This is a genomic window from Paenarthrobacter sp. R1 (assembly GCF_030264015.1).
Taxonomy (GTDB): Bacteria; Actinomycetota; Actinomycetes; order Actinomycetales; family Micrococcaceae; genus Arthrobacter; species Arthrobacter ureafaciens.
The window spans coordinates 4,635,919-4,658,579 of record NZ_CP127115.1; the positions used below are offsets into that span (position 1 = coordinate 4,635,919).

22 protein-coding genes are annotated in these 22,661 nt (G+C 62.7%); 12 read left to right on the top strand and 10 right to left on the bottom strand.

Annotated elements, in window-relative coordinates:
- The first annotated feature begins 28 nt into the window (after positions 1-28).
- The gene (locus QN084_RS21970) at positions 29-1,420 is read left to right on the top strand and encodes a class I adenylate-forming enzyme family protein (RefSeq protein WP_168529570.1); all 1,392 of its coding nucleotides are present in this window, start codon (positions 29-31) and stop codon (positions 1,418-1,420) included.
- A complete protein-coding gene (locus QN084_RS21975) occupies positions 1,392-2,633 on the top strand; it encodes a thiolase family protein (protein ID WP_374978462.1) in 1,242 nt (413 codons plus the stop codon). The genes QN084_RS21970 and QN084_RS21975 overlap by 29 nt, the downstream gene beginning before the upstream one ends.
- Here the strand turns inward: QN084_RS21975 and QN084_RS21980 are convergent.
- The 3 genes from QN084_RS21980 to QN084_RS21990 are packed head-to-tail and all read right to left on the bottom strand — an operon-like array spanning position 2,630 to position 4,631.
- Complete coding sequence (locus tag QN084_RS21980; protein WP_021470432.1) at positions 2,630-3,280, bottom strand: energy-coupling factor transporter transmembrane component T family protein; 651 nt, start codon at positions 3,278-3,280, stop codon at positions 2,630-2,632. The two genes, QN084_RS21975 and QN084_RS21980, sit on opposite strands and share 4 nt — an antisense overlap.
- The gene (locus QN084_RS21985; RefSeq protein WP_021470433.1) at positions 3,277-3,999 is read right to left on the bottom strand and encodes an energy-coupling factor ABC transporter ATP-binding protein; all 723 of its coding nucleotides are present in this window, start codon (positions 3,997-3,999) and stop codon (positions 3,277-3,279) included. The genes QN084_RS21980 and QN084_RS21985 overlap by 4 nt, the downstream gene beginning before the upstream one ends.
- The gene (locus QN084_RS21990; RefSeq protein ID WP_021470434.1) at positions 3,996-4,631 is read right to left on the bottom strand and encodes a biotin transporter BioY; all 636 of its coding nucleotides are present in this window, start codon (positions 4,629-4,631) and stop codon (positions 3,996-3,998) included. Before QN084_RS21990 ends, QN084_RS21985 begins: the two co-directional genes overlap by 4 nt.
- Before the next feature lie 275 nt (positions 4,632-4,906).
- On the opposite strand from QN084_RS21990, the gene QN084_RS21995 reads away from it, so the two are divergent.
- Entirely contained in the window at positions 4,907-6,505 is a 1,599-nt protein-coding gene (locus QN084_RS21995) for an ABC-F family ATP-binding cassette domain-containing protein (RefSeq protein ID WP_069694404.1), read from the top strand.
- Positions 6,506-6,529: 24 nt separating this feature from the next.
- Here the strand turns inward: QN084_RS21995 and QN084_RS22000 are convergent, their stop codons facing one another.
- The 4 genes from QN084_RS22000 to QN084_RS22015 are packed head-to-tail and all read right to left on the bottom strand — an operon-like array spanning position 6,530 to position 8,626.
- Positions 6,530-7,015 carry a YbaK/EbsC family protein gene (locus tag QN084_RS22000; protein ID WP_021470436.1) on the bottom strand — a complete coding sequence of 162 codons (486 nt, stop codon included), beginning with the start codon at positions 7,013-7,015 and terminating at the stop codon, positions 6,530-6,532.
- Positions 6,999-7,865, bottom strand: coding sequence for an SURF1 family cytochrome oxidase biogenesis protein (locus QN084_RS22005; RefSeq protein WP_021470437.1), 867 nt, complete (start codon positions 7,863-7,865; stop codon positions 6,999-7,001). Before QN084_RS22005 ends, QN084_RS22000 begins: the two co-directional genes overlap by 17 nt.
- A complete protein-coding gene (locus tag QN084_RS22010) occupies positions 7,866-8,135 on the bottom strand; it encodes a hypothetical protein (RefSeq protein WP_021470438.1) in 270 nt (89 codons plus the stop codon).
- Complete coding sequence (locus QN084_RS22015) at positions 8,132-8,626, bottom strand: DUF3099 domain-containing protein (protein WP_062096857.1); 495 nt, start codon at positions 8,624-8,626, stop codon at positions 8,132-8,134. The genes QN084_RS22010 and QN084_RS22015 overlap by 4 nt, the downstream gene beginning before the upstream one ends.
- Before the next feature lie 151 nt (positions 8,627-8,777).
- On the opposite strand from QN084_RS22015, the gene QN084_RS22020 reads away from it, so the two are divergent.
- The 3 genes from QN084_RS22020 (at position 8,778) to QN084_RS22030 (ending at position 12,198) form a co-directional block, all read left to right on the top strand.
- Positions 8,778-9,503, top strand: coding sequence for a beta-ketoacyl-ACP reductase (locus QN084_RS22020; RefSeq protein WP_021470440.1), 726 nt, complete (start codon positions 8,778-8,780; stop codon positions 9,501-9,503).
- A 117-nt stretch (positions 9,504-9,620) separates the two neighbouring features.
- On the top strand, positions 9,621-10,373 hold the full coding sequence (locus QN084_RS22025; protein ID WP_062096858.1) for an SDR family oxidoreductase: 753 nt from the start codon (positions 9,621-9,623) through the stop codon (positions 10,371-10,373).
- Positions 10,374-10,665: 292 nt separating this feature from the next.
- Positions 10,666-12,198 carry an ATP-binding cassette domain-containing protein gene (locus QN084_RS22030; protein WP_021470442.1) on the top strand — a complete coding sequence of 511 codons (1,533 nt, stop codon included), beginning with the start codon at positions 10,666-10,668 and terminating at the stop codon, positions 12,196-12,198.
- A gap of 134 nt (positions 12,199-12,332) precedes the next feature.
- On the opposite strand, the gene QN084_RS22035 is transcribed toward QN084_RS22030, so the two are convergent.
- Positions 12,333-12,701, bottom strand: a complete 369-nt coding sequence (locus tag QN084_RS22035) for a hypothetical protein (protein ID WP_021470443.1) — start codon at positions 12,699-12,701, stop codon at positions 12,333-12,335.
- A 605-nt stretch (positions 12,702-13,306) separates the two neighbouring features.
- The gene (serB, locus tag QN084_RS22040) at positions 13,307-14,218 is read right to left on the bottom strand and encodes a phosphoserine phosphatase SerB (RefSeq protein WP_021470444.1); all 912 of its coding nucleotides are present in this window, start codon (positions 14,216-14,218) and stop codon (positions 13,307-13,309) included.
- Positions 14,219-14,328: 110 nt separating this feature from the next.
- Here serB and QN084_RS22045 point away from each other — a divergent pair, with 110 nt between their 5' ends.
- From QN084_RS22045 to lplAB, 5 genes are all read left to right on the top strand, one after another.
- A complete protein-coding gene (locus QN084_RS22045; RefSeq protein ID WP_031215928.1) occupies positions 14,329-15,114 on the top strand; it encodes an ABC transporter ATP-binding protein in 786 nt (261 codons plus the stop codon).
- A gap of 20 nt (positions 15,115-15,134) precedes the next feature.
- The gene (locus QN084_RS22050) at positions 15,135-15,920 is read left to right on the top strand and encodes a sulfite exporter TauE/SafE family protein (protein WP_021470446.1); all 786 of its coding nucleotides are present in this window, start codon (positions 15,135-15,137) and stop codon (positions 15,918-15,920) included.
- 28 nt (positions 15,921-15,948) lie between these two features.
- Entirely contained in the window at positions 15,949-16,758 is an 810-nt protein-coding gene (locus tag QN084_RS22055) for a TrmH family RNA methyltransferase (RefSeq protein WP_021470447.1), read from the top strand.
- A 135-nt stretch (positions 16,759-16,893) separates the two neighbouring features.
- Complete coding sequence (locus tag QN084_RS22060) at positions 16,894-17,151, top strand: type B 50S ribosomal protein L31 (RefSeq protein ID WP_009358283.1); 258 nt, start codon at positions 16,894-16,896, stop codon at positions 17,149-17,151.
- 86 nt (positions 17,152-17,237) lie between these two features.
- Entirely contained in the window at positions 17,238-18,332 is a 1,095-nt protein-coding gene (lplAB, locus tag QN084_RS22065; RefSeq protein ID WP_031215929.1) for a lipoate-protein ligase LplAB, read from the top strand.
- Here the strand turns inward: lplAB and pepN are convergent.
- A complete protein-coding gene (gene pepN / locus QN084_RS22070) occupies positions 18,329-20,944 on the bottom strand; it encodes an aminopeptidase N (protein WP_069694405.1) in 2,616 nt (871 codons plus the stop codon). The genes lplAB and pepN overlap by 4 nt on opposite strands.
- 113 nt (positions 20,945-21,057) lie before the next feature.
- Here pepN and QN084_RS22075 point away from each other — a divergent pair, with 113 nt between their 5' ends.
- Positions 21,058-22,614, top strand: coding sequence for a circularly permuted type 2 ATP-grasp protein (locus QN084_RS22075; RefSeq protein WP_021470450.1), 1,557 nt, complete (start codon positions 21,058-21,060; stop codon positions 22,612-22,614).
- The last annotated feature ends 47 nt before the right edge of the window (positions 22,615-22,661 follow it).

Sequence of the window (22,661 nt, forward strand, 5' to 3'; positions counted from 1 at the left end):
TGGCGCACACTGCCGTAAAATTGCGGGGATGCCTTTCCTGAACAACCTTCAACTGTGGGCCGATGACCGCCCCCACCACACTGCCGTGGTGGTCGGGCGCAGCAGGCTCTCCTGGTCGGAGTTGCGCGACGCAGCAACCGGGTTGCTCGCCACCACGTCCGACACCACGGTCCTCGCCGAGCGAAATTCCACGGAGTTCGTGGCCCGTTACGCTGCGGCTTTGGCGGGGGAGCGCCGGTGCGCGGTCCTGGATCCGTCGTGGCCGCCGGCGATGATCGACGAAGTCGCCTCGCGCATCACGGGATCGGGCCGGGATTCCTGCGGAGTGCTGTGTGACGGCGATCCTTCATCGACGTTCCTTGTCGGACTCACGTCCGGAACCACCTCGGTGCCAAAGGCGTTCACCCGTTCGAGGCATTCGTGGCGCGTTTCCTTCGACGCCTCCATCGAATTCTTCGGTCTCACGCAAGACGACCGCACCCTCGCCGCAGGTCCACTTTCTTCCAGCCTCAACCTTTATGCCTTGTCAGAGTGTCTCTACGCCGGCTCGGCCTTCTACACCCTTGAATCCTTTGACGTCGGCGATGCCCACGCCGCGATCAGCCACGACGGCATCACGCGGTTGATCGTGACGCCGACCATGCTGCGTTTGCTGAGCGAACGCGGCCTGGCCGGCGACGTGGATGCCTCCGGCGTCCGCAGCATCATCTGCGCAGGTTCCAAGCTGGATGCACGCACCCTTGAAGCGGCCCGCAGGTGGGCACCAAACGCAGCGCTCTACGAGTACTACGGAGCGTCCGAGCTCAGCTTTGTTTCCGGAACCCGCTTGGCAGCGGGTCAACCTCTGGACGTTGGAGGAACGGGCATCGGGCGCCCGTTCCCGGGGGTGGAACTGAGCATCCTGGATGATGACGGAGTGCCCGTGCCGGACGGCGCACACGGCAACATCAGCGTCCGCAGCGGAATGGTCAGCAACGGGTACCTCTGGGGTGACGACGGTCAGGCCCTCCGGTGCTTGGACGGGTGGTACACCGTTGGGGACCAGGGCTACCTTGAAGGCGGCGTGCTCCACATTCTTGGGCGGCGTTCGGACATGATCATCACGGCCGGGAAGAACGTTTATCCGCACGAGGTCGAACTTGCCTTGGCGTCGGTTCCGGGGATTGAGGTGGCCGTTGCGGCAGGAGCACCGGATGACGTCCGCGGCCAAAAGGTGATTGCCGCCGTCGTACCCGCCTATGGCGCCGTCACTGCGACGCAATTGCGTACCGGACTTGACGGTCTGCTGGCCAGGGACAAATGGCCGCTGCAGTACTACGTCCTTTCCGAACTGCCCATCACTGATCGGGGAAAGATCAGTCGTTCGCTCCTGTTGGACTGGATAAAAAACCATGATGCCCGCATCCAGCCCCTTCACTGACCAGTCCGGGGCGTCGGGGCAGAACGACCGCTTAGCGGACATCGACCCCTCCCGCCAGCCGGTGATCATCGCCGCGCTCCGTACACCGGTATGCAGGGCGAACGGCGCCTTGAAGAGACTCCGTGCCGCCGATCTGCTGGCGCCCGTGTTGTCAGCCTTGATGGAACAAACGGGTGCTGAGCCTGCGGACGTGGACGACGTCATGATGGGCAACGCGGTGGGCGGTGGCGGCAATGTGGCCCGGTTTGCCGCCCTCCAGGCAGGCCTGCCTGTCTCCGTCCCCGGCATCACGGTGGACCGGCAGTGTGGTTCCGGTTTGGACGCCATTGCCCTGGCTTCGCGGCTTGTGGCCGCCGGCGGCGATCCACTGTACCTGGCGGGCGGCGTGGAGAGCGTCAGTACCGCTCCGGCCCGAGCCCACAGGAATGACGACGGCGGACTGGACTTCTACTCGCGGGCCGCCTTCGTGCCGCCTACCTTCGGTGACCCGGACATGGGCGTGGCGGCCGAGATCGTCGCCCGGCACTTCGCGATCAGCCGCGACCGGCAGGACGACTTTGCCCTCCGAAGCCACCAGCGGGCAGTCGCTTCGGCATCTGCAGGCACCTTCCTTGCCGAAACAGTGCCCTTGGACGTCGACGGCCGGCCAGTAACCGCGGACGACGGCCCCAAGCCCAACCTTCGTCCTGCGCTGATGGCGCGCTTCCCGGCAGCTTTTGTACCGGAAGGTTCCGTCACGGCCGCGAACTCCTGCTTCGACGCTGACGCAGCGGCCGCCGTCGTCGTCACCTCCCTGCGACGGGCCCGCCTCATGGGTGTGAAGGACGGGCTGCTTGTCCTGGACAGCGGCACTTCAGGGGTCGAGCCACAGTTGCTCGGCATCGGGGCAGCTTTCGCGGCGGAGCAGTTGTTGGCACGCCACGGCATGAATCCGGAGCAGCTGGACCTGGTCGAATTCAATGAGGCTTTCGCCTCGCAGACGCTGGCTTGCCTCGACCATCTGGGCATTGACGCTGCACGTGCCAACCTCGATGGGGGAGCACTGGCCTTGGGGCATGCCTACGGCGCCTCGGGCGCGGTCCTGGTAACCCGGCTGCTGGCGCAGGCGCGGCGGGACTACGAACTTCGGCAGCGGGAAGTCACGGGTATTGCGATGATCAGCATCGCCGGGGGCATGGGTACCGCGGCCTTGGTGAAGTACCGTCGGTTCTAGCCCCGGCCCGGAGGCGGTTCCGGGTAATCGTCGGCTTCGCCGAGGCCCCGTGCGGCCAAGGCGTCGCCCGTCTGCCGCGCATAGGCAACAGTGCTAATGAACACCGGCAGGATGAGGGCCTTCGGGTTTCGTTCCAATCCGCGTGCACGCGCCGCATCCCGCACATCGCTGAAGGCACCGGCTATGAACGGGATACTCCGGAGCATGATGGCGATGGTGAGGGCAAAACGTTCCGGATCCGCGCCCCAGCGCCGGAAGGGCCGGGCCAACCGGACCACTCCGTCCAACAGGTCCTGGACCGGGGTAGTGGCCGTCAGGATGGACGCCGCCACCACGCACACCAGAACGTTCAGCACGATGCGTGCAGCCGTAGGGCCGCCCAATTGCCACCACTGGAATGCCCCGATGACAAGGAGGATCGGCGCTACAAGCCATACAGCCCGCAGGAGCCTCCGGAAGCCGGCCCCCGTGAGCAGGAAGATCCCGCACAAAAGTGCCAGGACCAGCAGGGATACCAGCCAGTCGACGATCAGGAAAGAAGCAGCGCCGCATGCAGCCACCACAAGGAACTTGGCCCAGAGGGGAGTGCGGTGGACAAGCGAATCTCCACGGACATAGTTCGCCAGCAGGAAGCCGTGCCCCCTCATCGGCCCGGACCGTCCAGGCTCGCCGCGCACAGCGCACGGTAATGTGCCACCGCAGCGGACGGACCGCCGTCGAACACAATCCTCCCGGCTTCGACCACCAACACGCGGTCCATGTCGGCGGCGAGGTCCAGATCGTGCGTGGACATGATGACTTGTTGCTCCAGGCCGGACATGGTGCGGCGCAGCAATTCGCGGTTCCTGAGGTCCAGCAGGGTGGAAGGCTCGTCGAGGACCAGAACCGCGGGGTCGACCGCCAGCACGGCTGCCAGCGCGAGCAGTTGCCGTTCCCCGCCCGAAAGTTCGTAGATACTCTGGTCCGCCAGGTGCAGGATTCCAAACCGTTCCAGAACGGACTCTGCGCGGGAAGCCCGCTCCTGCCTGTTTTTGATGCTGCGCCTCAGCGACAACTCGACGTCCTCGCGGCCTGTTGGCATCACCAGTTGGGAGAGGGGATCGGTAAAGACGAAACCGACGTTTGCCCTGACCTTGCGGACGTCGTGGACGGTGTTGTGGCCGTGGACCACAACTGATCCTTGGCTCGGCTCCACGAGCCCATTGACCAGGCGCAGCAGCGTGGACTTCCCGGAGCCGTTGGCCCCGATGACGCCGATCCGTCGTTCGCGCAGATCGAGGCTTACATCCTGCAGCAGCGTCTTGGGCGCGTCGCTGCCATCTACTGCGACGGCGACTGAGACGTTGCTGAAGTTGATGGAGTTCATGAAGAAGTGGAGCCTGCCCTTTTAACCCGGCGCACCAGGACGTCAGGAAATGCCTTATGAAGTGCCACTGCGATAATTACCGCGAGGACATTCTTCAGGATATCTCCCGGGTAGAACGGAAGGTCCGCGAGGAAGGCCTTGGGAAGGTCAAGCTTGCCGTTAACCATCATGCCCACGATCCCCAGTGCGTGGATGATCAGGACGCTGCTGGCCATGGTGGCTGCAAAGAGTAGCGCCGCACGGAACCGAACGGTCTTGCGGATGATCAACGACGTCAAGTACCCGGTGGCTGCCGCGGCCAAGGGAAAAGCGATGATATAGCCGGCAGACGGTGTTGCCAGGATGCCAAGTCCGCTGCGTCCGCCGCTGAAGATGGGTAGGCCGGCTAGTCCCAGCAGGACATAAAGCCCGACGGCGGCGAACCCCCTCCCTGCGCCCAGCACCAGTCCGCTGAGCATCACCGTCAACGTGACAAGCGTGATCGGCACCCCGAGGGCGCCGACCGGGATGCCGGGAACGATGGCGGAGGTGGCCACGAGGGCCGCGAAAACGGCCACGAGTCCGAGGTCGGTGGCGTTCCAACGGCGACGGGCCGCTGCGCCGGGGCCCTTGGTGGAATGGGTCTGGGTCATTGGGGATCCTCTGCGGAAAAGTTGGTGCGTTTTAAGCGGGCACTGCCCACTCTTTCGAGGGTACGGAGCGCGGCGGCAGGCCATTTTGGAGCCTCTCCACAAAGACCGGCCGCGGTTCTTTGGAGAGTGGGGCAGTGTTCCGGGAAATATCCGTCGTGTTTGTTGGCCTCCAGCCTGCCGGTAGACTTGATAAGGCTGTTCTCACAGCAGTTCCCGCCGCTTCCACCGGATTGTCCGGTGCCGCAGGCGTTCCCCGTTGAAAGGCATCACCCGAATTGATTAACGTCCAGGACCTAGAACTTCGTGCCGGCGCACGCCTGCTGATGGACCAGGTCAACTTCAGGGTGGACAAAGGGGACAAAATCGGACTTGTCGGCCGCAACGGTGCCGGCAAGACTACTCTCACCCGTGTACTCGCCGGGGAAGGCCTGCCTGCCGGCGGCAAAGTCACCCGGAGCGGGCAAATCGGCTACCTCCCACAGGACCCGCGCACCCCGGACATGGAACAGCTGGCGCGGGACCGCATCCTGTCGGCCCGTGGCCTGGACGCCGTCGTCGGCAAGCTCAAGAAGGCCCAGGCCGAGATGTCCAGCGAGGACGCCGCCGTCCAGCGCAAGGCCATGAACCGTTACGACCGGCTTGAAGCTGAGTTCCTTGCGGGGGGCGGATACGCAGCCGAGGCTGAAGCTGCTGCCATCTCCTCAAACCTTGCACTGCCTGAGCGCATCCTGAACCAGCCGCTGAAGACCCTCTCCGGTGGCCAGCGGCGCCGCGTGGAACTCGCCCGCATCCTCTACTCGTCCGCCGAGACTCTGCTGCTGGACGAACCGACCAACCACCTCGACGCCGACTCGATCAGCTGGCTGCGTGACTTCCTTAAGAACCACCAAGGCGGCTTGATCGTCATCAGCCACGACGTTGAGCTGCTCGAAGCGACCGTAAACAAGGTCTACCACCTCGACGCCAACCGTGCCCAGATCGACTACTACAACATGGGCTGGAAGCGGTATCTCCAGCAGCGCGAAACTGACGAACGCGCCCGCCGGCGCGAGCGTGCCAACGCCGAAAAGAAGGCCCAGGTCCTTTTGGACCAAGCCAACAAAATACGCGCGAAGGCCACCAAAGCCGTGGCGGCCCAGAACATGGCCAAGCGTGCCGAGCGTCTGTTGAGCGGACTTGAGGCGGTGCGCGAGCAGGACCGCGTAGCAGCCCTGCGCTTCCCTGAGCCCTCGCCCTGCGGCAAGACTCCGCTGACCGCCGAGGGGCTGAGCAAGTCCTACGGGTCTTTGGAAATCTTCACGGACGTTGACCTGGCCATCGACCGGGGCTCCAAGGTGGTCATCCTGGGCCTCAACGGTGCAGGCAAAACGACGCTGCTGCGCATGCTCGCGGGAGTGGACAAACCGGATACGGGAGAGATCATCCCGGGCCACGGGCTCAAGGTCGGCTACTACGCGCAGGAACACGAAACCCTGGACCACGACCGCACGGTGCTCGAGAACATGCGTTCCTCCGCGCCCGATATGAAGGATGCGGAGGTCCGGGGGATCCTGGGTTCCTTCCTCTTCTCCGGTGACGACGTCGACAAGCCTGCCGGAGTGCTCTCCGGCGGTGAGAAAACCCGCTTGGCCTTGGCTACGATCGTCGCTTCCAGCGCGAACGTGCTGCTGCTGGATGAGCCCACCAACAACCTCGACCCCGCCAGCCGCGCGGAAATCCTGGGCGCCCTGAAGAATTACACCGGAGCCGTCGTCATGGTCAGCCACGACGAAGGAGCCGTTGCAGCGCTCAATCCGGAACGCGTTGTGCTGCTTCCCGACGGCGTAGAGGACCTTTGGAACGAGGACTACCTCGATCTGATCACGCTGGCGTAAGCCCGCGCCGCGGGCGCAGCCGGGCTAACGGACGTCGAGTTCTTCGGCGTCGGTGATTCGCCGCAGGTCCTCGTAGGTAATGGAGAACATCGAGTGATGGTCTCCTGCGCCTGCCCACAGTTCGTAGTGAACCCTCAATGAGTTGTCCAGGATGGTGCGGATCTTTGCGGGGTGGCCCACTGGTGCCACGCCGCCCACTTCCTGGCCGGTGTGCGCCAGGACGAATTCGGGTTTGGCGCGGCGGATCTGTCCCGTTTCCAGCCGGCGGGCGACGTGTGCCGTGTCGACTTTCGCTGCGCCGCTCGCCAGGATCAGAAGAGGTTCGCCGTCTACCTCAAATATGAGGCTGTTGGTGATGGCAGCGACCTCACAGCCCAGAACGGAAGCTGCGGCTGCCGCCGTCGGAACTTCCTCGTCGAAGATCCGTACGGTATCCGCAACGCCAAGCGCCGTGAGCGCCGCCTTGACCGACAGGACCGGCTCCGGGATCTTTTCAGTAACCTTGGGCATCCAGAATCGCGTCTTCCTCTTCTTCCGACGTGGGCTTCTTGTTTCGCCGGGGGGCCGGTGCCGGCCGCTTCCGGGGACCTGCAGCGGCGATGACGTCGTCGTCTTCATCGTCCTCAGCATCGATTGCCGCGTTACGTGCCTGTTGGCGGGCAGCGTAGCCGAAGCCGATGAACATCAACACTCCGAAAGCGAACCACTGGAGTGAGTATGAAAGGTGGGTTCCCTCTTCAGTGGCCGGCTTGGGAAACGGCGTAGGCATCGGCTGCACAGGGGGAGTCTCACTTGCCAGCTGCCCGTAGGCACCCGTTTCGATGGTGTACGGCAGTTCCTCGGCAAATCCCGGAAGGTCGATGGAAGCGAGTTGGCCTTCCACCGCGCCGCGGTCCAGTTTCGGCTCGGACGGCTTGAGGCGGGCGACGACCGTGACCTCACCTGCAGGAGGCGATGGAACGACGTCGGGCCTTCCCGGAGTGTTGTTGCCAATCGGTAGCCAGCCGCGATCGATGATCACTGTTTCGCCGGTGGTCAGGCGGAATGGAACAACGACGTCGTAGCCGGGTTGGCCATTGAGCGGCCTGTTGCGGACTACCCGCTGCCCGTCGACGTCATAGCTGCCGCGCAACTCCACCTGGGTCCATTCACGGTCCGGATCCAAGTGGCGGAACTGGTCCTTTACATCGGCGAATGGCACCGGGGTAGCTGAGTAGTTGCTGACGACGCGGTCAATCTCAGCCAGTGTCTCGGCGCGCCGATCCATCTGCCAGCGGCCAAGGAAGACGCACGCCGTCGCGAAGATGACGGCCAGGACAAAGTAACCCAGCCACTTGCTGGAAAACAGGAAACGGTACATTCAGGCTGTCCCGCCCACTGACGCTGCCGCGGATCCGAAAGGCACGGTTTCCTTCCACAGACCCCGCGTTTGCAGGTAATCCTCAAGCCAGGCCCGGTGCTCGTTGCATGCGAGCCATACCTTGCGGCGTTCAGGTGTATGGATTCTGGGGTTGTTCCACAGGAGCTGCCAATCGGCCGCTGCCCGGCATCCCTTGCGCGAGCATTGTTCAGGCGCCGCGGCGCGCGGGGATTCCTCGCCGCCCAAGCCGCCGAGGTTGAAGATGTTCATGAAGCTGCCCGTTCGTCGCCGGCGTTCCCGGCTTCCTCTGATGCATCGTCGCCCGCGGGAGTTTCGTCATCCGCCAGTTCGCCCTGGAGGAGGGTGACGGAGTCATCCGCTTCGGGTTCCTCATCGCTGCCGGACTGGCTGGTGCCTTCAATCTCCGGCACGGCGACGTAGTCCAGCAATGAATCACTGTGGACTTCGGCTTTGTCGCTGCCGTTGGCAATAACCACCGCGATCCAGGGCAGGAAGACAGCTCCAGCCACGGCGAGGATCTTGAACCAGCCATCCACTACGAAAATGAGGACGATGCAGACCATGCGAATGCCCATGGCTATTGAATACTTGATCATGCGTTCGCGCATGTCCTCGGAGTGTGCAGCTGCTGCATCAGTGATGCTATGGACCTCGGGGTCGCTCGAGTAGGCGTCCGGATCCCCGGGCACCTGCTGCAGGGGACTGTTCTCTCGTGTCACAGCTGAATAATCACGCTCCAAAGGCTCCCGTTAATTCTCTCACCGATCCGATGAGTCACCCAAACCGCGCTGGCAGAAGCGGTTACCAGCGCGTTGCGGGAGGCGGCGGCTAAGATCGAGGCAGGAAATCCCTCGTCATCGCGGTAGAGTCCGCAGAATTCGGAGCCCATTCATGCCTGAAGCAGTACCCAGCGGCCGCAGCGTCCTTATTACCGGCGGTAACCGCGGAATCGGACTGGCCATTGCCGAGTCTTTCCTCGCAAATGGAGACAAGGTAGCCGTTACCTACAGGAGCGAAACGGAGTTGCCTGAAGGCATCCTGGGGGTCAAAGCCGATGTGACGGATGAGGCTTCCATTGATGCAGCCTTCAAGATCGTGGAAGAGGCCCACGGCCCGGTGGAGGTTCTGGTGGCCAACGCCGGAATCACCAAGGACACTCTTCTCCTGCGCATGAGCGAGGACGACTTCACGTCGGTTCTGGACACCAACCTGACAGGCGCCTTCAGGGTCATCAAGCGGGCTTCCAAGGGAATGATCCGTTTGCGCAAGGGCCGGGTGATCCTGATCTCCTCGGTCTCCGGCCTCTACGGCGCTCCGGGCCAGATCAACTACTCCGCTTCCAAGGCCGGAATGGTGGGCATGGCGCGTTCGCTGACGCGGGAGCTGGGCAGCCGAGGCATTACGGCAAACGTCGTAGCACCGGGGTTCATCAACACGGATATGACGGCTGAGCTTCCGGAAGAGACCCAGAAGTCCTACCTTGCCAACGTTCCTGCGGGACGTTTCGCGGAGGCTTCGGAGGTGGCCAACGTTGTGCGCTGGGTTGCGAGCGATGAGGCGGCTTACATCTCCGGCGCCGTTATTCCCGTTGACGGCGGCCTTGGCATGGGCCACTAGCGCCGACGCACCGGGACAAACAATTTGTGGGGGCTCCACAACACGCATTCCGCTTTGCCACCGGCAGGATGGAAGCAGGGCCCAAAGATGTGGAAGAAGTGAACAGAAGGAGCACGCATGGGAACGCTTGATAACAAGACAGCCATTGTGACGGGATCCTCCCGCGGCATCGGCGCAGAGGTTGCCAAGATCCTCGCGGCCGAAGGTGCCGCCGTCGTCGTCAACTACCGCCAGAAGGCGCCCCGCGCCAATAAGGTGGTGGCTGATATCCAGGCTGCGGGCGGTCGCGCTGCAGCAGTGGGCGCAGACCTCACCACGGAAGAAGGCGTTCACGCCCTCGCCAGTACGGCCATGGAGGAATTCGGCTCCCTCGACATCCTGGTGTTGAACGCCTCCGGCGGCATGGAATCCGGGATGGAGGAGGGGTACGCCCTGAAGCTGAACCGTGATGCACAGATCAACATGCTCAATGCTGCAGTTCCGCTCATGCCGGAGGGCTCCCGGGTGGTTTTCGTCACCAGTCACCAGGCGCATTTCGTTGAGACCGTGCCAACCATGCCCGAGTACGAGCCAGTTGCCAAGAGCAAGCGGGCCGGGGAGGACGCCCTGCGCGCCCTGCTGCCTGACCTCGCCAACAAAGGCATCAAGCTGGTGGTGGTGTCCGGGGACATGATCGAGGGCACGGTGACCGCGACGCTCCTGGACCGTTCAAATCCCGGCGCCATCGAGGCCAGGCGCGCCGAGGCCGGGAAGCTGTACTCGGTGGAAGAGTTTGCCGCCGAAGTAGCCAAGATGGTCACCGCGGACGTCGAATCGGGACACACCGAATACGTAGGCGGCGCTGACTACTTCGGGAAGTCAGAGCAGTAAAGCCTTTTCAAGAGGGGGTCCGGGACAAAATGTCCCGGGCCCCCTCTTTTGTTGTTGACCACACTTTCCGCTGCGTGGGATTGGAGTCACTTACCAATTCAATAAAAGTTCCATCTTTTCCCATCACGTTTTGTGAGTTTCTGTTTCAAGAACCATTTTTTGCATTACAAAGTCTCTTCTGATTGACTCGGCAATGTGCTCCGTTCGTGAATGCGCCCCACCGCCCGGACCGATGCGCACCAAAAGAATTTCTCCGGCCGCCAGCGCCGATTTCGCGAAACCAGGAGCTTTTGTGGACCTTCTCTTGCACGTGGACGATATCCGTGCGTCACACGACCAGCGGCGCATCCTTCGCGGTGTAGGCTTTTCGCTGCACCGTGGAGAGATTCTGGGATTGATAGGCACCAACGGGGCGGGTAAAACCACCTTGATGGACGTCCTGACCGGCTCCCATCTACCCAACGGCGGGCGCATGAGCCTCGCCGGCGAAAACTTCAACCCGGACTCCTTGGAAGCAGCCCAGGCCTGCGGCGTAGGCCTCATTCCCCAAAATTTTCGGCTTGATCCTGAACAGACCGTCGCCAAGGCTATCTTCCGCAGGACGTTCCAGGCCGCCAAGCCCCATCCCGAGCTCCGGGCCCAGGCAGCAAAGCTCATCGCGGAGGTGGGGGTGGACCTGGACCCTGACGCGAAAGTAGGAGTCCTGGTCCGCGCCGAGCAGGCCCTGGTGGAAGTCCTCCGTATGGTGGCGGAAGAGGCACAGTTGGTCATCATGGACGAGGTCGCGGCTTCCTTGCCGGACCACGATGTAGCAGTGCTGCACAAGGTACTGCGGATGCTGACAGGCCAAGGACGCGCCATCATCTACATCACCCACCGGTTGGATGAAGTGCGCTCGATTGCCCACCGCATTGCTGTTCTCCGCGAAGGCGTCGTGCACCGGATCCTTGATGCGTCCCAGTGCACCGTGGAAGAGCTCGCCCTCCTCCTGCTGCAGAAAGAACCCGAGAGCTCCGACCGCCCCAACGGCCTCCTTGAAGATCAGGAGGTTCTGCGGGTAGTCAACCTCAGCGTGGCGGAAGACATTCGGGACGTGACGTTCACCGTGGCCAAGGGCGAAATCTTTGGCCTGGTGGGTACCCATCGCTCGGGAACTTACGCCCTCGTTGAAGCCCTGGCAGGCGTCCGCGCCATGACGTGCGGGGAAATCCATGTCAATGGCGAGCAGGTGGATCTTCAGTCCGAAACCGACGCCCGGCACAGGAAGATCGGGTTCCTCCCGGATTCGGACCATAACTTCCACGAGGACCCCAGCATCGCCGAGGAACTCCAGCAGGGCCGGAACCGTCAGGCTGGAGCATCCTCGGTGGAGGATGAGGTCAGCCAGCTGCGCGGCGTGATCGATGTCGTTCAGCAGATGCGCATCAAAACCGGCAACATCCAGGGGACAATGAGCACGCTGTCAGGCGGGGACCACCAGAAAGTGCGCCTGGCCCGGTGGATGGCCGCAGAGTGCGACATCCTGATCCTTAGCCACCCCAGCCGGGGCATAGACATTGGCGCCAAAGAGATTGTCTACAGGATGCTCCGTGAGCTATGTGAAACGGGAGTGGCCATCATCCTCCATTCCTCCGACTTGTCCGAGCTCGTCGGATGGTGCCACCGGATTGGCGTGATGCGCGACGGTGAGCTGGTATCCATCGAAGCCAATGCGAACACCAATGAGGATGTCCTGGTGCACCACATGCTGGGTGACAAGTTCGCGTCAGGGAACAGCCCGGCCCGTCGTTCAAAAGGCGTGACAGACACGCTCCTGCCGGGATGACAGAAGGCCGCCGGGTAGCGAGGTTCTTCCGCTGCCCGGCAGCAGCATTCAATTTTCCACAAAGAGGGGTGGACCCGCCTTCCGGCCGGTCCACCCCTTCTTGTTGCTGTCGAATCAGACGTGTTGTGGTGGAATCAGATTGAAATCACCTTCGCGATGTTCTTGAGCTTATGCCGCGCCAGCGCCAAGTTTGCGTACGTCCGGTCAAGCACCAGGTATACGAAGAGCCCTTTCGCGGCGGTGGAGTTCAAAACGTTGATCAGGTGGTACTGCGATTCCAGCGTAATGAGGACGTCCTCGATGTCGCCGTCCAGGCCGAGGTCCGCCATCGTGCGGATCTTCGCACTGACGACGTTGGAGTTACCGGCGGCGGCAACCCCCAGGTCAAAACCGGGGCTTCCGCCCTGCGCCAAAGCCATTCCGCTGGTGTGGTCCACCACGGCCGCCGCAGTGGCACCTTCAATGGACAACAACTGCTTTACGGCGTCATCGAGCGAGCTCATATCTACATTTTCCTGTTCTGGTTGGTAACCGGTGTTCTCCCCAGGAAAGATTTCATGCAAGGGCACTAAACGGTCGTCGGGAAGGTCGTGATGACCTTTCGGCGGCTTTACTTCCTCACGGCGTTTCCACCACTTCCATGCGTTACGCGAACCGCTCACACCATGCCCTAGCACTGATCTTCCGCAGCCGGAAAGGACAGCGGATTTCCTGTTGGAAATAGGAACATATCACGCACTAATTGCAATGAAGGAAACTGATGGCGTTGATCGGCATTTCGGTAAAGACTTGGATAAGACTTGATAATTCCGCGTCACGAATAGTGGCACCAGGATTTTCAATTCCGCGCGCCTACGGCACAAAAAAATGTGACCGGTCAGCCGCCGAGCTGACCGGTCACATTTTTTGCCTGCCACACGAACTGGAACACGCCGGCAGACGGAACAACACGGGAACGTCACCAGGCTGGATCAGGTGCCATGCCACGCGCTGTGGCGCAACCACCGCAGGCATGGGAGGCAGTGAAGCTGCCACGCTCTTGCGATGGTCACGCCCTATAGGTATGTCCTAAACGGTTTTCGTGACGTCGACGGGCCCCAAAGAAGAGCTAGACGTTGGCGATGTGCCGTACTGCGTCGAGGTAAGGCATGTTGACGGCAGCATCCGCCACTGCCCGAACAGCCGGCTTTGCGTTGAAGGCAACGCCGATACCCGCGGCACCCAGCATGTCAAGGTCATTGGCGCCATCGCCCACGGCAATGGTGTGTTCAAGGGGGATGCCCGCAGCTGCAGACCACTCGCGCAGGTATTTTTCCTTCGCTGCCCTGTCGATCACTGCGCCAAGAATTTTTCCTGTCAAAGCGCCGTCGACGATCTCCAGTTCGTTGGCAATCCAGTGATCCAAGGCGAGATCCCCGGCGATAGGTCCGAGGATCTGGTTGAAGCCCCCGGAAACAACGGCGACAACGTGGCCGGCTGCCTTGAACGCGGCCACCAGTTCCGCCGCACCCAAACTGAGGCGCACCTCGTCACGCACGGAATCGACGACGGCGGCGGGCAAGCCTGCCAGCACGGCTACGCGGGCGTGAAGGCTCTGGGCGAAATCCAACTCGCCACGCATGGCCGCCTCGGTGACTGCGGCCACTTCGTCGCGCTTTCCGGCGTGGGCGGCCAGCAACTCGATGACTTCCTGCTGGATAAGGGTCGAGTCGACGTCCATGATCAGCAGCTTCCTCCCGGCCTCGCGCAGGGCCGCAGGAACGACCGCCACATCGATTCCGGCCGGCGCCGCGTCGGACACCAGGCGGCGAAGCGTCCCGAGGGTTTCGGCAGTGCCGGCCTCGGCAGAGAAACTGATGGTGTGCACCTCGTAGCGGGCATCGCCGGACTGTGTTGTTGACGACGTACTGGATTCCGACCACACCGTGGCACCGAAAGCGGCCAGCGCCTTACGCACCTCATCCAGGGATTCGGGATTCACATTCACGCCATAGCTGACCGCAGCCAAGTTCGAAGTCATGCCGTCAATCCTATCGACGGAGCCGCACCCACCCGAATTCGTTTTGCTTCACAATGCGGCGTTCACGCCGGTTATCAGTCATCTTCATTTTTGTCCTAGTGTCTACTCCTATGAGTGATGTTCTGGATTTGGCTTCCGTTAGCGTTGTCCGAGGCAAAAAGGCACTGCTGGACAAGGTCGACTGGCAGGTCAATGAGGGCGAACGCTGGGTCATCCTGGGCCCCAACGGCGCCGGGAAGACGACGCTTCTTCAGATTGCCGCAGCACGTCTGCATCCGAGCAGCGGGAAGGCCGGCATCCTCGACGAGGTACTGGGCCGCGTCGACGTCTTTGAGCTTCGCCCCCGCATAGGCCTGTCGTCGGCAGCACTGGCCAACCAGATCCCGGAGCAGGAGAACGTCCTGAACGTGGTGGTGACTGCGGCCTACGGCGTGACCGGCCGTTGGCGCGAAGGCTACGAGCGCGACGACGAACGCCGCGCCTTTGCGCTGCTGAACGACTGGGGGATGGGGCCGCTCCTGAACAGGCCCTTCGCCACACTCTCGGAGGGCGAACGCAAGCGTGTCCAGATCGCCCGGGCCTTGATGACGGACCCCGAGCTCCTCCTTCTTGACGAACCGGCCGCGGGCCTGGACCTCGGCGGACGCGAAGAACTCGTCCACAAACTCAGTGAGCTGGCGCAGGACGACGCCGCCCCCGCGATGGTGCTCGTCACCCACCACCTCGAGGAAGTGCCGCCGGGCTTTACCCACGCCATGCTCCTGCGCGAGGGCGGAATCGTGGCTGCCGGACCTATCAAGGAAGTCCTCACGGACGAGTACCTCAGCAAGACCTTCGGGCTCGATCTTGACGTGACGGAGAAGTCCGGCCGCTACACCGCCACCGCCCGCCGCTAGACCGGACGCGTATACCAACTATGGAACTTCTTAGCAGCATTCTGGTCTTTTTCGCTGGTCTGTGGGCCGGCACCATCAACGCCGTCGTAGGCTCCGGAACCCTGGTGACCTTCCCGGTGCTGATCGCCTTGGGCGTCGCTCCGGTGGTGGCTTCGATGAGCAATGCCATGGGGCTTGTGGCGGGCACTGCCGCAGGCGCCTGGGGTTACCGGCGCGAATTGGCCGGCAGGGGGCGGCAGCTGTTGAAGCTCATGCCCGCCTCACTACTCGGCGGCATTACGGGCGCGTGGCTGCTGCTTCACCTGCCGGAGAAGGTGTTCGGGTACGTCGCACCGGTCTTGCTGGTAGTGGCGCTGCTGATGGTCATGTTCCAGCCCAAGCTCCAAGCGTGGATCAAGAACCGGGAACAGAATCCTGAACATGCCTTGAAGGACAAGAGCCACGGGTTCCTCCTGGTGGCACTGGTCTACCTCGCAGGCGTGTACGGCGGTTACTTCGTTGCGGCACAGGGAATCCTTCTGGTGGGCATCCTCGGAGTTTTCCTCTCCGGCACCATGCAGAACGCCAACGCGATGAAGAACATCCTGACCCTCACCGTCAACATGGTGGCGGCCATCTCCTACTTGATTTTCGCTTTCGATCGCATCAACTGGCTCGTTGTGCTGCTCATTGCCGTCAGTTCGACAATCGGCGGGCTGATCGGTTCCAAGGTGGGACGCAAGCTCTCTCCCAAGGTCCTGCGCAGTGTGATCTTTACCCTGGGCATCGTTGCTTTGGGCTTCATGATCGCCAACCTCGTGAAATGATGCGCGAATCCTTCGAAATGACTCTCCAGTGACCTTCCACTACCTTGAATCAGCCGACGATCCCCGCGTTTCGGACTACACCACGCTCACCGACGTCCATCTCCGCAAACTTCGCGAACCGGCGGAGGGAATGTACATCGCCGAGTCTTCGCGGGTACTGCGCCGCGCGCTGGCAGCGGGACACCAGCCGAGATCGTTTTTCCTCGCCGAAAAATGGCTTGAGGACCTGCGTGACGTTTTCGAGGCCCATCCCGACGTCCCCGTCTTCATCGGCACGGCAGCCCTCCTGGAGGAAATCACCGGTTTCCATCTGCACCGCGGAGCGATGGCGGCCATGCACCGCCCGGTTCCGGTGCCGCTGGCGGAATTGCTCGCAAGCGCACAGCGGGTGGCTGTCCTCGAGGACATCGTCGACCACACGAACGTGGGTGCCATCTTCCGTTCGGCGGCGGCCCTTGGGGTCGACGCCGTCCTTGTCTCGCCACGATGCGGCGACCCGCTGTACCGCAGGAGCGTGCGGGTCAGCATGGGTACCGTGTTCCAGGTTCCGTGGTCCCGCCTGGAAAGTTGGCCGGGGGACCTGGAACTGCTGAAGGAGCAGGGCTTTACGGTGGCAGCGATGGAACTGACCGATGATGCGCTGGACCTGGACGAGGTGGCGGCCCGCAACATCCCCAAGCTCGCCTTGGTGCTCGGCACCGAAGGTGCCGGCATGAGCCCGGAGACACTCGCCGCCGTCGACATTGCCGTCAAGATACCCATGCGGGCGGGAGTCGATTCCCTCAACGTGGCTGCCGCCTCGGCGGTCGCCTTCTGGGAGCTGCGGCCCCGGAACTGATGCCCGTTCGTGGCGGTCCCGACTTTCGGGTATGATTGCTTGTTGGTCCGGACGTTGAATTAGTTCCTTCTTCGGACCGCCTCCATTCATACCTGGCAACTGGCAAAATCCAGCTGCGCGAACAAAGGTCCAATTATGAAGTCTGATATCCACCCGAAGTACGAAGCTGTTGTTTTCAACGACCTGGCTTCCGGCGTCAAGTTCCTGACCAAGTCCACCGTTTCTTCCTCGAAGACCATCGAGTGGGAAGACGGCAACACCTACCCGGTCATCGACGTCGAAATCTCCTCGGAGTCCCACCCGTTCTACACGGGCAAGCAGCGCATCATGGACTCCGCTGGCCGTGTCGAGCGCTTCAACGCTCGCTTCAAGGGCTTCGGCGGCAAGAAGTAACCCACTTCACCCCAAGTCTTTTCAAAGGCCCGCATTGCCGTTACACGGCAATGCGGGCCTTTGCCTTTTCCGGCAAGATGGACTCCATGACTTCTCTTCCGGACCAGGAAAACCACGACGACGGCAATCGCCTCCACGGCGAATACAAAGTTCCCGGCGGGAAGCTGGTGGTGGTGGACCTGGCGCTCAGGGAAGGCAGGTTCGCCGATGTATCCCTGAGCGGCGACTTCTTCCTTGAACCGGATGAGGCCCTTGAGGACATCAATGCAGCCCTGACCGGATTGCCTGAAACGACGCCTGCCGGGGAGATCGCAGCAGCCATCACCGCCGGCCTTCCTGACGGAACGGTGTTGTTCGGTTTTTCCGCCGACGCCGTCGCCGTCGCCGTCCGCCGGGCACTGTCCAAGGCCACCGCGTGGTCCGACCATGAGTGGGAGGTCATACCGCCAACTGTGCTGCCCACCCACGTCAACGTCGCCCTTGACGAGGTCCTCACCGAAGAGGTCGCCGCCGGACGCCGCAATCCCACCCTGCGCTTCTGGGACTGGGAAGAACCGTCAGTGGTGATCGGCAGTTTCCAGTCGCTGCGCAATGAAGTTGACCCGGAAGGCGTAGCGAAGCACGGCATTACCGTGGTCCGTCGCATCAGCGGCGGCGGAGCGATGTTCATGGAAGCGGGCAACTGCATCACCTACTCCCTTTACCTTCCCCAGACCCTGGTGGATGGCATCAGCTTCGCCGACTCCTACGCCTTTCTGGACTCGTGGGTCATGGCTGCCCTGGAAAAACTCGGAATCACCGCGTTCTACGTTCCGCTCAACGACATCGCCACCGAACAGGGCAAGATTGGCGGGGCAGCGCAAAAGCGGCTCGCCAACGGGGGCATGCTCCACCACGTCACCATGAGCTATGACATTGACGCCGACAAGATGGTGGAAGTCCTCCGGATCGGCAAGGAAAAGCTCTCGGACAAGGGGACCCGCAGCGCCAAGAAGCGCGTGGACCCCTTGCGCCGCCAAACCGGCCTCGCCCGCGCAGCGATCATCGATGCCATGCAGGAAGTGTTCACGGAACGCTACGGCGCCACGGAGTCGCAGTTGTCCGCCCATGAACTCAACGAGGCAGGCAAACGCGTAGACGCGAAATTCGGAACCAGTGCCTGGATGAACCGAGTGCCCTAAGCGGTGTGCACATGGCCGGTTGCCTGTGCCGTCAGGGCCCGCAGCAGGTGGCTCCTTTGCTCAGTGATGATGCGACGGAGGGCACGGGGCGCCTGTTTGTGCTCGTGCAGCCAATGGTCGGTCCTGGTGAGCACGGGGTGCCCGGCCGGCCTGGTGCCTGGGGCCAGGTCCTGCGCACCGGGGTAGAGACCGCGGACAATACGGCCGGCGATCTCGATGCTGCGCTCCTGCCACACTCGTTCGAGGTTCTCGAAGTACGGTTCGATGTAAGGCTCAAGAAGCTCGCGCGGGCCGAGGGTGAACCCGCTGATGGTGGCCCCGAGGATTTCGTTCGACAAGTCGGTACCATGCACCACGGCTTCCCAGGCTGATGCTTTGACGCCGGCAATCGGTCGGGCCGCCAGCGCCAGCGCCCTGCCCGCGTGTCCGGAGGCGGTGTTGTCCTTGGCGAGCTCGGCGTCGAGTTGCTGTTCCGTTGCCTCTCCGTGGGCCGCGAGGGCCTGCCACAGGCTCCAACGGAGTTCGGCGTCCACGGACAAACCCTCCACCACGGTGCTGCCCTCAAGGAGGGCCCGCACCAACGTCAGTTGGCTCGCGCCGCCGCGGGAAACCTCGGCCAACGTCCTGGCCCAGGCCAATTGTTGGTCCGAGCCCGGGGCCGCCACCATCAGCTGACGCGCAGCCACGCCCAGGAACTGCTCCCGGATGTGGCTCCTGCTTACGGCGGGCACATAGCGGTCCACGGCGAGGGTCGCGTTGCCAAGGACGTTCAGAAGCACGCCGATGCCGTTTTCCCCGGGTGCGAATTGCTCCACGGCAGCGATGTAGGAAGCAGCAGGTGTTACACCGTCACGGGCGGAATCCCAGAGGGCCGTCCAGCAGAGTGCGCGCGCCATCGGATCCTGAATCCTGTTAAGGGCCCTCCTGACCGTCTGCTCCGATACCGCATCAAGACGTACTTTGGCGTAGCTGAGATCGTCGTCGTTGACCAGCAACAACGCAGGCCGACGTTTGCCCGCCAATTCGGGAACCAACGTGCGGGGACCGGAGACGTCAATCTCGAAGCTTTCGGTGCGCACCAGCGTGCCCGCCTCATCCGCCTCATAGAGTCCCAGGCGCATGCGGTGGGGCCGCAACGCCTGGTCGCCGGTCAAGGGGTCGACCGCATCCTGCTGCAGCGTCACCGCCCCGAGGACGCCGTCGTCTTCCACGATCTCTGCGGCGATGGTGGAAATACCGGAGGTCTGCAACCACTGCCGGGCCCACACCGTGAGGTCACGCCCGGACGCCGTGCTCAACGCTTCCAGCAAATCCTGGAGCGAGGTGTTCCCGTATTCGTGCTTGCGGAAGTATGCGCGGGAACCTTCCACAAAGGCATCGAATCCCACGTAAGCCACGAGCTGTTTCAGGACTGAAGCTCCCTTGGCGTAGGTGATGCCGTCAAAATTCTGCTTCGCCGCTTCCAGGTCCGGAATGTCCGCAACGATGGGATGCGTTGTGGGCAGCTGGTCCTGGACGTAGGCCCACGCCTTCCGCTTGCTGGCAAAGTTGATCCACGCGCTATCCCAGTCGGTTGCCCTGTCAACGCCGAACGTGCCCATGAAGTCGGCAAAGGATTCCTTCAGCCAGAGATCATCCCACCACGTCATGGTCACCAGGTCGCCAAACCACATGTGGGCCATTTCGTGCATGAGGGTGTTCGCCCGCGCCTGGTACTGCGCGTCCGTTGCCCGGGAGGTGTAGACGTACTTTTCGGTGAATGTCACCAGCCCGGGGTTCTCCATGGCACCAAGGTTGTATTCGGGGACGAAGGCTTGGTCGTACTTACCCCACGGATAGGGGTAGTCGAAGAGCCGGTTGAAGAACTCCAGGCCGCTCTTGGTGAGCTTGAACAGCTCGTCCGTGTCGAAGGAGTCCCGCATGGACGCGCGGCAATACAGTGCCAGCGGCACCTCAAGCCGGGTGCCGTCGTCGAGCGTTGCTTCCCAACGGTCCGTTGCCTTGAAGTACGGTCCGGCAAGCACTGTAGTGATGTACGTGGACATAGGTTTGGTTGCAGCAAAGTCCCACAGGGTCACGCCGTCGTCCTCGAGCGGAGTGCCGGCCGATGCGGCGCCGTTGGAGGCAACCTCCCAGCTGGAGGGAGCGATCACATGGAAGGTGAAGGAGGCCTTGAGGTCGGGCTGCTCGAAGTTAGCGAAGACGCGCCTGCTGTCAGCAGGCTCGTATTGGGTGTAGAGGTAGCACTGGCCGTCAGCGGGGTCAAAGAACCGGTGCATGCCCTCGCCGGAGCGGCTATATAACGCCATCCCGGTGACCGTGACCTCATTCCGCTCGGCCAGGTCCTCAAGAAGGATCCTGTCCCGGTCAACAACGGCGTTGACGTCCAGGGAGCGGCCATTGAGGACCACCGACTGCACTCCACCGCTGATGAAGTCCAGGAAAGTCGCGGACCCGGGCGCGGCGGTGAAGGTGATGGTGCTGGTGCTTGGATAACCTTCGACGGCGGGATCGGCCGCCTCGCGGACGTCCAAGGTGACGTCGTAGCTGTGGGTGGTAATCAGGGCTGAACGGGCAGCGGCTTCGTCGCGTGAGAGGTTGTGATTCGACACACAGCTATCTAATCATGATCCGTGCGGCCGCCCGGCCCGCCGGAAGGCCCGGAAACCCGCGACACGAAGGGCCCGAAATGCGCTCGACCCAAAAAGGTGATTGTCTAATTCCCATGTCTGACCTCTTCCAGGATTATTCGGAGGCCGCTGCGCGCAGCGGTGCCTACGACGAGATGTTTACCAGCGGGCACGTTGCCCGGAAATCCTACGGTCAGGTAGCCGGCGCCCTCCGGGAACTTTCCTTGGCCGACGTCACCGCCCGCGCCGACTCGATGGCCCGCAGCTTCCTGGACCGCGGCGTCACGTTCGACTACGCGGGGGAGGAACGGCCATTCCCGCTCGACATCGTTCCGCGCGTGATCCCGGCTGACGAGTGGGATGTGCTGGAACGCGGAGTCGCCCAGCGGGTCAAGGCGCTGGAAGCTTTCCTGAACGATGTCTACGGACGCATGTCGGTGGTCGCCGACGGCGTCATTCCGCGCCAGCTCGTGACCACCAGCGCCCACTTCCACCGGGCCGTCCACGGTTTCGAGCCCGCAGGCGGGGTCCGCGTGCACGTCTCGGGCATCGACGTCGTCCGTGACGCCGCCGGCACCTTCCGCGTCCTTGAGGACAATGTGCGCGTGCCGTCGGGCGTCAGCTACGTCCTGGAGAACCGCCAGGCCATGGCCAAGGGCTTGCCCGAAGCGTTCGGGCAGCAGCACATCCGGCCGGTGGAGGAGTATCCGCGCAGGCTGTTGTCCGCGCTCCGCAAGACCGCCCCCGCCGGAGTCGATGACCCGACCGTTGTTGTACTGACCCCCGGCGTCTTCAACAGCGCCTACTTTGAGCACACCCTCCTGGCCGGGCTCATGGGCGTCGAACTCGTGGAGGGCCGGGACCTGATCTGCCGTGGAAACCGCGTTTACATGCGGACCACGGCTGGTGAGCAGCGCGTTGACGTCATCTACAAGCGCATCGACGACGACTTCCTGGACCCGCTGCAGTTCCGCTCCGATTCGATGCTTGGTTGCCCCGGTCTGGTGAACGCAGCGCGCGCAGGGGGCGTGACCATAGCAAACGCCGTCGGCAACGGCGTCGCCGACGACAAGCTCGTGTACAGTTACGTCCCTGACCTGATCCGTTACTACCTCCACGAAGAGCCCGTGATTGCCAACGTTGACACGTTCCGGCTCGAGGAAAAGGAAGCAAGGGAATACGTCCTGGACCGCTTGGACGAACTGGTGGTCAAACCCGTTGACGGTTCCGGAGGCAAGGGCCTGGTGATCGGTCCCGATGCGTCCAAGGAGGAACTTGATGCCCTGCGCAAGCGCGTGATCGAGGACCCCCGCGGGTGGATCGCCCAGCCGGTCCTGCAACTGTCCACTGTGCCGACGTTGTCCGGGGACAAGTTCGGGCCCCGCCATGTGGACCTGCGCCCGTTTGCCGTCAATGACGGCGACGACGTCTGGGTCCTGCCCGGCGGACTGACCCGGGTGGCCCTTAAGGAAGGATCGCTGATCGTCAATTCCAGCCAGGGCGGAGGCTCCAAGGACACCTGGGTCCTTGCCGACTCGCCACAATTGCCGGCGGAAGTAATCCCCCGCCAGTCGGTAACTGTGCGCGAACAGGTATCCGTATGGCCGGTTGAAAGCAATTGGCGGGACCGCCAAACGGAACAACAGCAGTGATCCCGGCCATCTCCGACCATTCCCCAGAACTTCGAAATGCACCATGC

Excerpts from the sequence above, each read along its gene's own strand:
- QN084_RS22000 (WP_021470436.1), bottom strand. The coding sequence starts at position 7,015 with ATGCCCAAGGTTACTGAAAAGATCCCGGAGCCGGTCCTGTCGGTCAAG.
- QN084_RS22005 (WP_021470437.1), bottom strand. The coding sequence starts at position 7,865 with ATGTACCGTTTCCTGTTTTCCAGCAAGTGGCTGGGTTACTTTGTCCTG.
- QN084_RS21975 (WP_374978462.1), top strand. The coding sequence starts at position 1,392 with ATGATGCCCGCATCCAGCCCCTTCACTGACCAGTCCGGGGCGTCGGGG.
- serB (WP_021470444.1), bottom strand. The coding sequence starts at position 14,218 with ATGACTTCGAACTTGGCTGCGGTCAGCTATGGCGTGAATGTGAATCCC.
- QN084_RS22060 (WP_009358283.1), top strand. The coding sequence starts at position 16,894 with ATGAAGTCTGATATCCACCCGAAGTACGAAGCTGTTGTTTTCAACGAC.
- QN084_RS21990 (WP_021470434.1), bottom strand. The coding sequence starts at position 4,631 with ATGACCCAGACCCATTCCACCAAGGGCCCCGGCGCAGCGGCCCGTCGC.
- QN084_RS21980 (WP_021470432.1), bottom strand. The coding sequence starts at position 3,280 with ATGAGGGGGCACGGCTTCCTGCTGGCGAACTATGTCCGTGGAGATTCG.
- QN084_RS22020 (WP_021470440.1), top strand. The coding sequence starts at position 8,778 with ATGCCTGAAGCAGTACCCAGCGGCCGCAGCGTCCTTATTACCGGCGGT.
- QN084_RS21985 (WP_021470433.1), bottom strand. The coding sequence starts at position 3,999 with ATGAACTCCATCAACTTCAGCAACGTCTCAGTCGCCGTCGCAGTAGAT.
- QN084_RS22075 (WP_021470450.1), top strand. The coding sequence starts at position 21,058 with ATGTCTGACCTCTTCCAGGATTATTCGGAGGCCGCTGCGCGCAGCGGT.
- QN084_RS22025 (WP_062096858.1), top strand. The coding sequence starts at position 9,621 with ATGGGAACGCTTGATAACAAGACAGCCATTGTGACGGGATCCTCCCGC.
- QN084_RS22010 (WP_021470438.1), bottom strand. The coding sequence starts at position 8,135 with ATGAACATCTTCAACCTCGGCGGCTTGGGCGGCGAGGAATCCCCGCGC.
- lplAB (WP_031215929.1), top strand. The coding sequence starts at position 17,238 with ATGACTTCTCTTCCGGACCAGGAAAACCACGACGACGGCAATCGCCTC.
- QN084_RS22050 (WP_021470446.1), top strand. The coding sequence starts at position 15,135 with ATGGAACTTCTTAGCAGCATTCTGGTCTTTTTCGCTGGTCTGTGGGCC.
- QN084_RS21970 (WP_168529570.1), top strand. The coding sequence starts at position 29 with ATGCCTTTCCTGAACAACCTTCAACTGTGGGCCGATGACCGCCCCCAC.
- QN084_RS22045 (WP_031215928.1), top strand. The coding sequence starts at position 14,329 with ATGAGTGATGTTCTGGATTTGGCTTCCGTTAGCGTTGTCCGAGGCAAA.
- QN084_RS22035 (WP_021470443.1), bottom strand. The coding sequence starts at position 12,701 with ATGAGCTCGCTCGATGACGCCGTAAAGCAGTTGTTGTCCATTGAAGGT.